Below are 9,937 nucleotides of genomic sequence, written 5' to 3' on the forward strand. Positions count from 1 at the left end.
GGCAAATGCAAAAAAGTAAAGCTCAATATGCCATGCTTGAAACCAAAGCCGATCCTACCATTGGAATTAGTACCGGAAAAAATGATGTCGATAATGTTGTCGGAGTTACTTTTTCTATGCCGTTAAATATTCGTAATGATTACCAAGCTAATGCCAAAGCACAAAACCAACAAGCTATCGCCGCAGAAGCAAATTTTCGTTCAGTAATGCGTAAGCAAAAGTATTTGATACAGGCAAGTACTGCCTCACTAATCTCTAATAAAAAATACCTTGGCCGTTGGCAACAGTTAATGCAAGGACGCGGCGAACACAGCGCGCAGTTATTGCAAAAACAATGGCAAGTAGGTGATTTAAATACCTCGGATTATTTATTGGCATTACAACAAAGAGCGGAAGGTTTATACGCGGGCATTGAATTACAAGCCCAGTTCAAAATAAGCGAAGTGCAATGGCTACTCGATGTAGGCCAATTAAATGCGGCAACTAAGCTATTAGACTAAACCTATTATATCACTTTACGCGGCTTGATGAGCGTGAATTGTTACAGAATTTGGAATTAAAAATGAAAAATAAAATAACTGATAAAACATCTCATAAAATAGTGAAAAAAATAAAACTCATTACCCTAAGTAGTTTATTTACTGGCTTAGCTGTCGTGTCAACTACGGCATTATCATATAACGATGCCGCTCTAGAAAAAACGCCAGCAGTAGAGCAATCCATCGTATTAAAAACTGACCATGATCATGACTCTGAAAGTGAAGAAGTGCATGACGAAAGTGGTCATGAACATGGTAGTGATGAAAGCAAAGACGACCATGCTGCGGAGGAGAAATCTGATGACGGTCATGACCATGGTAGTGAAACAGCGAGTAAAGAAACAGCTGAAGAAGAACATGAAGAAGGCATAAGTTTTAGTCCAGAAAAAATGGCACTCGCCAATATCAAAGTGACTAACTTAAAGCCGGCAATTTTTGCTAAAAGTATCTATGCACCAGGAGAAATAAAAGCGAACGGTTATACCAGTTACATTGTCTCTTCACGTACTGAATCGGTAGTGATCAGTCGTCATGCTATTTTAGGTGAACATGTGACTAAGGGTCAGTCTTTAGTTACCTTATTTAGTGAATCAATGGCCGAAGCACAAGCACAATATCGTGTTGCTTACAGTGAGTGGCAACGAGCTAAAAAATTGGGCCTTGGCACCGTCAGTGAAAGCCGCCTATTAGCCAGTGAAACAGATTACATTTCAGCTTATGGTCGATTAACTGCCTTTGGTTTAACCAAAGCAGCCATTAAAGATATTGTAAAAAACAACTCATCAAATCTTGGTGAATATACCTTAGTCGCTCAGCGCTCTGGTGTGGTTTTAAGTGATGATTTCTCTCAAGGACAACGTGTGCCTGCCGGTGAAAAAATCATGGTATTGGCTGATGAAAAAGACTTATGGGTTGAAGCGCGTGTTTCGCCAAATAAAAAATTAAGTCTTCCTATTGGCACCATTGCAAAAGTTGAGTTTGCCGGGCAAGTGCATGTTGCCAAGGTCATTCAAGAAGCACATACCATTGATCCAAGTACGCGTACCCGAATCGTTAGACTGTCGGTTGAAAATACTGATGACAGTTTGCATTCAGGCATGTTTGTTAATGTAAATTTTCAGTTTGATACGCAAAGCCCTGTAATAGCAGTACCAGAAACAGCATTAATGCGTGGTGCCGATGGTGATTGGACGGTATTTGTTGAAGACCATCCTGGTGAATTTAAAGCCGTTGAAGTTGAATTAGGTCAGCCATTAGGCAATTACCGTCAAATTATCGGTATTGAGCCTAATACCCGTTTGGTAACAAAAGGTGCCTTTTTTGTTGCGTCAGAAATAGCAAAAGGCGGATTTGATCCGCACGGCCACTAGGGGAATAAGATTATGTTTAATAAAATAATTGATTGGTCGATCAATAATCGACTCTTAGTAATTATCGCCCTAATTGCTACTATGGCAGGCTCTGTTATGGTGATCCCAAAACTAAATTTAGATGCTTTTCCTGATGTAACCAATGTTCAGGTAGCGGTTAATACTGAAGCACCGGGCTTAGCCGCTGAAGAAGTAGAGCAGTTAATAACCTATCCCATTGAAGCAGTAATGTATGCGTTGCCTGATGTAGAGCAAGTACGCTCTATTTCAAAAACGGGTTTATCGGGTGTTACTGTTGTCTTTAAAGAAGGCACAGACATCTACTTTGCTCGCCAGTTAGTATTTGAGCGTTTACAAGCGGCAAAAGAGTTAATTCCGCAAGGCGTGGGCACACCAGAAATGGGACCTAACACCTCAGGTTTGGGTCAAGTTTTTCAGTATTTGTTAATTGCAGATAAAGATTCTGGTTATGATTCTATGACCTTAAGGAGCTTGAACGATTGGATAGTAAAGTTATTGGTTATGCCGGTAGATGGTGTTACCGACGTCTTATCTTTTGGCGGCAACGTCAGACAGTATCAAGTCAACATTGAGCCAAGTAAATTATTATCATATGAGTTAACGCAAGACGATATTGTTACTGCACTCGATAACAACAATGCCAATGTTGGCGGTTGGTACATGAACCGTGGACAAGAGCAATTAGTTATTCGTGGCACAGGTTGGTTTAATAGTGGCGAAGCAGGTTTAGCTGATATTAGACAAGTACCGGTTAAAACGGTTGATGGTACTGTGGTGACTATCGAAGATGTAGCCAAGGTTTCGCTGGGTAGTGAAATACGCCAAGGCGCAGTTACTATGACGCGCAGAGATGCACAGGGTAACATTGAAAACTTAGGTGAAGTGGTTTCAGGTATCGTATTGAAACGTATGGGCGCAAATACTAAAGTGACAATCGACGGTATAAGTGCACGTATTCCAATGATCAACCAAGCACTACCTGAAGGCGTACGTTTTGAACCTTTCTACGATCAGGCAGATTTAATTACTAAAGCAGTTGATACTGTAGTGCAAGCATTAGCGCTGGCATTTATATTTATCGCTATCGTACTTGCTCTGTTTTTAATGAACTTACGCGCAACCTTTTTAGTGTTAATTTCAATTCCTATTTCAATCGCTATCGCCTTAATGGTGATGTCTTGGATAGGTTTATCGGCAAACTTAATGTCGTTAGGTGGTATCGCTGTTGCTATTGGTATGTTGGTTGATGGCTCTGTTGTGATGGTTGAAAACATGTTCAAACACCTTAATAGACCTGATTCAACACATTACAAAAATGCGCAAGCGAGAACGTTAGGCACAGATGCTGATCCCCACGATGTAGAACATGATAAAGAAGGCATTCCTCTACGATTAAAAGAAGCAGGAAAAGAAGTTGCACGCCCGGTATTTTTTGCTGCCTCTATTATTTTAGTGGTATTTACACCGTTATTTAGCTTTGAAGGAGTGGAAGCTAAATTGTTCCAGCCGATGGCTATCAGTATTATTTTAGCGGTTATTTCGGCTATTTTAGTGGCACTGTTTGTGGTTCCAGCCTTAGCAACCTTTATGTTTAATAAAGGCGTTAAAGAAAGAGAAAGTTTTGTCTTAAAACCATTAGATAAGCTTTATCGAAAAGGCCTCAAAGCCGCGATGAAACACACGAAAGTAGTTATTATTGCTTCATTATTGTTACTTGTGGGTGCAGCATCTTTAATACCTCAAATAGGGACTGAATTTGTACCAGAATTAGAAGAGGGTACCATTAACCTAAGAGCAACATTAGCGCCATCAGCAAGTTTAGAAACAGCCTTGTCGGTTGCTCCAATTCTTGAAGAAAAGTTAATGGAGTTCCCCGAAGTTGAATATACCCTAAGTCGAATTGGACGTGCTGAAATCGGCGGTGATCCTGAACCAGTTAATAACATCGAAATTTACATTGGCTTAAAACCTGTTTCAGAATGGACAAGTGCCAAAAATCGCGTTGAATTACAAGGTTTAATGGAAGAGAAACTTGAGCAATTCCCAGGGTTATTACTTAACTTTTCACAGCCCATAGCGACTCGTGTAGATGAATTACTGTCAGGAGTTAAAGCGCAACTTGCCATTAAATTGTTTGGACCAGAATTAGATATGTTGGCGAGCAAAGGTCAAGAAATTGAAGCGGCAATCAAACAAATTGATGGCGCAAGAGATGTAGCCTTAGAGCAAATCGCTGGTGAAGCACAGTTAGTGATTAAACCGAAAAGACAGCAATTGTCACGTTTTGGTTTGTCAGTTGGCGATGTCATGGAAGTGGTTAAAAACGGTATCGGTGGCGTTAGCGCTGGCCAAATAATCAATGGTAATGAACGTTATGATATTTATGTTCGCATTGAAGAAAAATACCGTGATAACCAAGAAGCTATTGCAGATCTGAGAATACAATCACCTACGGGTGCTTGGGTACGTTTAGGCGATATTGCTACCGTCAGTTTTGAATCTGGCCCACCACAAGTGCGACGTGATGATGTACAGCGACGCGTGGTAATTCAAGCCAATGTTCAAGGTCGAGACATGGGAAGTGTTGTTAGCGACATTCGTGCAGTTATTGATAGCAAAGTAGATTTACCTGCAGGTTATTCTGTAGTGATTGGTGGTCAATTTGAAAACCAACAACGTGCGCAGCAGCGACTATCAGTGGTAGTGCCTCTATCATTGGCACTAATTGCCTTGCTACTTTATTTCGCCTTTGGCTCTGTTGGTCAAGCGATGCTTATTTTAGTGAATGTACCCTTGGCCGTTATAGGTGGTATTTTCTCACTGTATATTTCAGGTCAATACTTGTCAGTGCCAAGTTCAGTCGGCTTTATCACTTTGTTTGGTGTCGCCGTGCTTAATGGTGTAGTCATGGTAGAAAGCATTAACCAGCTGGTAAAAGATGGTATAGACACCTCAAAAGCTGTTTTTGATGGGGCAGTATCTCGTTTACGTCCAGTATTAATGACCGCCATTACTTCTGCGTTAGGTTTAATTCCAATGCTGATGTCCAATGGAGTTGGCGCTGAAATTCAACGACCACTGGCGAGTGTTATTGTTGGCGGTTTGGTTACTGCAACGTTACTCACCTTGTTTGTGTTACCGGTTTTATATGCTTGGTTCTCAAAAGCCAAAATCAAAGATCTTAGAGACTAACGCGCTAGATAACTTAGTGACTTACTCATTAACTTACAAATTAATAAAGTAAGTAACTAATTTGATAGCACTATAAATCGCTACTAGCTAAGCTCTTGTCAAAAGCAGGGCTTAGCCAGTCATTTTCACTCGATGCAGAGATTCAATAGTAGGCTTTTATTAGCTTCGAATTTTTGCATCCTAAATTTAGGGAATAATGATGAAAAAGCTGTCGTTTTTCAATTATTCGCCAAACCTCCTTATTATCGCCACCGTGCTATTTATTATAGTGACGGGCAATTCTACATTTTTTGAACAAGTTAATTCGGTATACCCGTGGCAAGATAATCAAGGTTTTATTATCGCGCTGACTCTTGTGGTAATGAGTGTATTAACCATTATTGTGTCATTTTTCAGTATTATCATTCCCGTTCGAATAGTACTGAGCAGTCTTTTACTCTTATCTGCCATGGCTGGTTATTATACCGATAGCTTTGGCACCATCATTGATAATGTAATGATTCAAAACATTGCTGAAACGAATATCGATGAAGCAACTGACTTACTGTCATTTGAGTATTTTTTAACTGTTTTGTTGTTAGCCATAGTACCTATAGCTTGCCTTTTTATGGTCAAAATAGATAAATCGTCATGGACAAAAAACTGTTGGCTACAAATAAGTAATACCATCATGGCACTTGGTGTAATTACTGTTTCACTTTATATTTTTAGTGCTCAATTCACTAATTTCTTTAGAGAACACAAGCCATTAAGATTTTACTTAAATCCTATCTATCCCATTTACTCTACGGGATTTTTCCTCAAGGACGTGCTTGAACAGCAAGAAAATAACGAATTTTTAATGGTAGTAAACTCTGCCAATGATATTGATAAAGAGTCGCATAAAAAACTCTACATTGTCATTGTCGGTGAAACTGTCCATGCGGGTAATCTTTCTATAAATGGCTATAAACGAGAAACTACACCATTATTAGCTCAAAGAGATGATTTAATTAGTTTTGATAAATTCTATGCTTGTGGCACATCAACCGCGATTTCGGTCCCTTGTATGTTTTCATTCGATAACCGAGAGTCATTTGATAATAAAAAAGCACGGCGAACACAAAACGTATTAGATGTTATTTCCAAAGCCGGGGTAAGTGTCCTTTGGCGAGACAATAACTCTAGTTCAAAAGGCGTCGCAGATCGTGTCGAATACCAAAATTTCAAATCACCTGAGCTAAATTCAGTGTGCGATATAGAGTGTCGTGACATTGGTATGTTAGACGGTTTACAGGGGTATATTGATGATCAAGAAGGTAGTGTACTCATAGTGCTTCATCAAATGGGCAACCACGGCCCGGCATATTACAAACGATACCCCAAAGACTTTGAGAAGTTCACTCCTGCCTGTCAAACAAGCGAACTCTCCGCCTGTGAAACTAGCGAAATTGTTAATGCGTATGATAATGCCATTCTCTATACCGATTACTTTATCAATGAAACCATTAATTTATTAGAAGAGAACAATACCAACTTTGAAACTGCCATGTTTTATATTGGCGATCATGGTGAATCGTTAGGTAAGAACGGACTCTACTTACATGGTATGCCTTACATGCTGGCGCCTGAAGAACAGACTCATGTACCTTTAATTGCTTGGTTCGGCTCTTCATCACACTACAATATGGAAAGTACGGTCAAACAAAGTAAAAAAGAAAGTTCTCACGATGCTTTTTCTTTTTCTTTACTACATGCGTTAAATATCAGCACAGATATGTCATTGCCTGAAAAAGCGCCATCACCACTATTTGTTATGCAAGAGGAAGAGTAAATGTCAAATAATAACCATACGCACAGCCATGCACATAACCATGACGGAAAATTAAGCATGGCAGTATTTATCAATATTTTACTTACTGTGGCCCAAGTTATCGGCGGGGTTTTATCAGGTAGTTTATCCTTGATTGCTGATGCGCTTCATAACCTCAGTGATGCAGGCGCTATCGTTATTGCGATTGTTGCGAGAAAAATTGCAAGAAAACCCGCTAATAGCCAAATGACTTTTGGTTTTAAACGGGCTGAAATTATCGGGGCATTAATCAACACTACTACCCTTATTATTCTTGGTATATATCTCATTTATGCCGCAGTTGAGAAGTACTTTAACCCTCAACCTATTGATGGTTGGATTGTTGTTTGGATTGCGACAATAGCCTTAGCGATTGATTCCATAACCGCGTGGTTGACTTATCAAGCAGGCGCGAAGAATAACTTGAATCTCAGAGCGGCATTTATTCATAATTTATCTGATGCCTTTGCTTCTGTCGTTGTCATTGTTGCGGGTAGTTTGATCATTTTATATCAATGGTATGTTGTCGATTTATTGGCAACCATACTTATCTCGGTTTATGTGGTGTACCACGGTATTATTTTAGCTAAGCAAAGTATTCGTATTTTAATGCAAGCGGTCCCCGTTGATATCGATATCGATAAGATTTGTAAGGATATCGAATCAATGGAGAATGTTGAAAAAGTAAGACACATTCATGTGTGGCAATTAGATGATAGCGAAGTGTATTTAGAAACCAGTGTTAACTTAAAAACGATGGAACAATTCCAAGATCTTAAGCCAATTAAAGATTTGCTCGCAGCTCAATACGGTATTCACCACTCGACCATAGAAGTGGTAGTAGGGAACACCTTGCAAATGGAGAATTGTTTTGAACTTGAGTAAACACCTGCTTTATTCAATGTATGCATTAACGCTTATTGCTTTTTTATTTGAAACAACAAATAGCGATATTTGGCTTCAAAATTTGTTATTCAATGCATCCAACCAAACGTGGTTAATTGATAAATATGAAGAGCCTTATCGTTTTATTTTTTACTTGTTGCCTAAATACAGCATTATTTTGTTGGCACTGTCGCTCATTGCTTTTTACGTTATCGCTTGTAGACGCAAGTACTCTAAGCACTTTCAAAAGCGATTATTAGTGGTTATTTTCTCTTTGATGTTAGTGCCGTCAGTCATCGGCGGTTTAAAAGCAACAACCAATGGTGCTTGTCCTGCGCAGCTTGAACTATATGGCGGCGATGTCCCTTATGTTAAGGCGTTTGAATTAATGCCTGAATCGTTTGAGTCAACTAAAAAGTACAAGTGCTTTCCTGCGGGTCATGCCAGCGGTGGTTTTGCCTTAATGTCATTATTCTTTTTGTTTTATCGTCCGAAATACCAATGTATTGCGATAGCGTTTGCTGTTTCTACTGGCTGGATTATGGGGAGTTATAAGATGGCGATAGGTGACCATTTTTTAAGTCACACACTAACAACGATGACGTTGTCATGGTTAATCATTTGTTTGATAGCCGCGGTAGTGTTTCGTACCTTACACTTTCCTAATTCCAAACCTAATGCTAAGAATAGCCAACAGGAGCCAATCAATGGGTACTAAGCAAAAGCCGACGGGAATAAAACGAATATACCTAGCAGCGGGGCATTCACTCAGAGCGTTTAAATGGCTGATAGCAAATGAAGCAGCGTTTAAACAAGAATTCTGGCTGTCAGTTCTTCTCGTTGTGGGCTGTTTATTCTTTCCATTTTCACTTTTTGAGTACGTGATTCTTTGGTGCGCTTTATTATTCGTATTGTTGGCAGAAATCTTCAATACCGCTATTGAGGCAGTAGTCGATAGAATTGGCGCGGAAATTCATCCGCTGTCAGGTTTAGCGAAAGACTTAGGCTCTTTGGCTGTGATGGTGAGCGTTATCATCGCAACTTTAATATGGGCTGGTGTATTTATTCAGCACTTGAGCTTATGAAGTGTAAATGTTATTAGAATGTATAATAATTCAAAAATATATTTAATCTAATACTCTATGTTAGACAATTAAGAATATTTTCAGCCATGTCCGCTATAGATCAAAAAATACAAACATTTTTAGCCAAAACACTCAAATAGTAACTTCTGCTGTAAGCGTATAGCTAACGACACCTAGCCTTGCTTAATATTCCAAGGTAGCAGTGGCTCAAGGTTACTTGGCTGCTCTGCAATATGTTGCAAGCACGTTGAGATGTAGTCATGCACTACAAGAGCATTTGCCTTTGCGGTTTCAACAAGACTATAGAGTATGGCGCTGGCATGCGCGCCATTACTGGTATTTGAGAACAGCCATAAAACCGCCCTATTACGAACGGTTTTATGGCTCGCTCTGCTCGGTTATTATCAATACTGAGCCTGCCATCATCGAGGTAACGCCTGAATTTCTCAAACTGGTTTATCGCATAGGTAATTGCTTTCCCTAGCGCCATTTGGGGAGGGATTTTATCTTTGTGTTTGAGTAACCATTGATACAATTCATCAACGATTGGTTTGGCTTTTTGCTGCCTAACGGTGAATTTTTCACTGACCGATTTACCTTTGATGGCTTGCTCAATACCATAGAGTTTGCGAATAAGGTTAAGTGCTACATCCGCTTTAACGGTTTTTTTATTATTGCCTTTGGCCTCGATGAACTTACGGCGTATATGAGCTAAGCACGCAACCAGTGTTGCCTTCGTTTGCTCGTATGCTTTGTAGCCGTCAACGTGCATGTAGCCTTGATAACCGTCAAGAAAACCAACTACACAGTGGGCCGCGCGACTATTATGATAATCAAACAGGACAATATTAGTGTCTTTACCCGGCTTATCATCGCCACAACAGTACAGCCACATATAGCTGGTCGCTTTCTCTGCGTTAATAACGTTTAACGAGGTTTCATCGCCTATAAATCACCGCAATTAAGGTGAGCGTCTAGCGAACTACACCTATGTTTTAAAATTCCAGGGTAACA

At 39.7% G+C, this 9,937-nt stretch carries 9 protein-coding genes; 7 read left to right on the plus strand and 2 right to left on the minus strand.

Features of this window, described 5'->3' with window-relative positions:
* The 7 genes from GQR53_RS21550 to GQR53_RS19300 form a co-directional block, all read left to right on the plus strand.
* Positions 1-500, plus strand: a 500-nt coding sequence (locus GQR53_RS21550; protein ID WP_240917510.1) for a TolC family protein, incomplete at its 5' end; no start/stop codon positions are given.
* A gap of 62 nt (positions 501-562) precedes the next feature.
* Positions 563-1,909, plus strand: coding sequence for an efflux RND transporter periplasmic adaptor subunit (locus GQR53_RS19275; RefSeq protein ID WP_024603825.1), 1,347 nt, complete (start codon positions 563-565; stop codon positions 1,907-1,909).
* A 12-nt stretch (positions 1,910-1,921) separates the two neighbouring features.
* Positions 1,922-5,122 (plus strand): CusA/CzcA family heavy metal efflux RND transporter, encoded by a 3,201-nt coding sequence (locus tag GQR53_RS19280; RefSeq protein WP_165744965.1) that lies wholly within the window; start codon positions 1,922-1,924, stop codon positions 5,120-5,122.
* Positions 5,123-5,321: 199 nt separating this feature from the next.
* A complete protein-coding gene (locus GQR53_RS19285; RefSeq protein ID WP_165744966.1) occupies positions 5,322-6,935 on the plus strand; it encodes a phosphoethanolamine--lipid A transferase in 1,614 nt (537 codons plus the stop codon).
* On the plus strand, positions 6,936-7,838 hold the full coding sequence (locus GQR53_RS19290; RefSeq protein WP_016899514.1) for a cation diffusion facilitator family transporter: 903 nt from the start codon (positions 6,936-6,938) through the stop codon (positions 7,836-7,838). It begins immediately after the preceding gene.
* Positions 7,825-8,556 (plus strand): phosphatase PAP2 family protein, encoded by a 732-nt coding sequence (locus GQR53_RS19295; protein ID WP_002962876.1) that lies wholly within the window; start codon positions 7,825-7,827, stop codon positions 8,554-8,556. Before GQR53_RS19290 ends, GQR53_RS19295 begins: the two co-directional genes overlap by 14 nt.
* Entirely contained in the window at positions 8,546-8,923 is a 378-nt protein-coding gene (locus GQR53_RS19300; protein WP_010554758.1) for a diacylglycerol kinase, read from the plus strand. The genes GQR53_RS19295 and GQR53_RS19300 overlap by 11 nt, the downstream gene beginning before the upstream one ends.
* A gap of 173 nt (positions 8,924-9,096) precedes the next feature.
* Here GQR53_RS19300 and GQR53_RS22800 read toward each other — a convergent pair whose 3' ends face one another.
* Both GQR53_RS22800 and GQR53_RS19305 read right to left on the minus strand, forming a co-directional pair.
* On the minus strand, positions 9,097-9,189 hold the full coding sequence (locus tag GQR53_RS22800; protein WP_082355734.1) for a hypothetical protein: 93 nt from the start codon (positions 9,187-9,189) through the stop codon (positions 9,097-9,099).
* On the minus strand, positions 9,189-9,818 hold the full coding sequence (locus GQR53_RS19305) for an IS66 family transposase (RefSeq protein ID WP_240917511.1): 630 nt from the start codon (positions 9,816-9,818) through the stop codon (positions 9,189-9,191). Before GQR53_RS19305 ends, GQR53_RS22800 begins: the two co-directional genes overlap by 1 nt.
* Positions 9,819-9,937: the final 119 nt, after the last annotated feature.

The sequence above is a fragment of the Pseudoalteromonas sp. Z9A6 genome, from assembly GCF_011378805.1.
GTDB lineage: Bacteria > Pseudomonadota > Gammaproteobacteria > Enterobacterales > Alteromonadaceae > Pseudoalteromonas > Pseudoalteromonas distincta.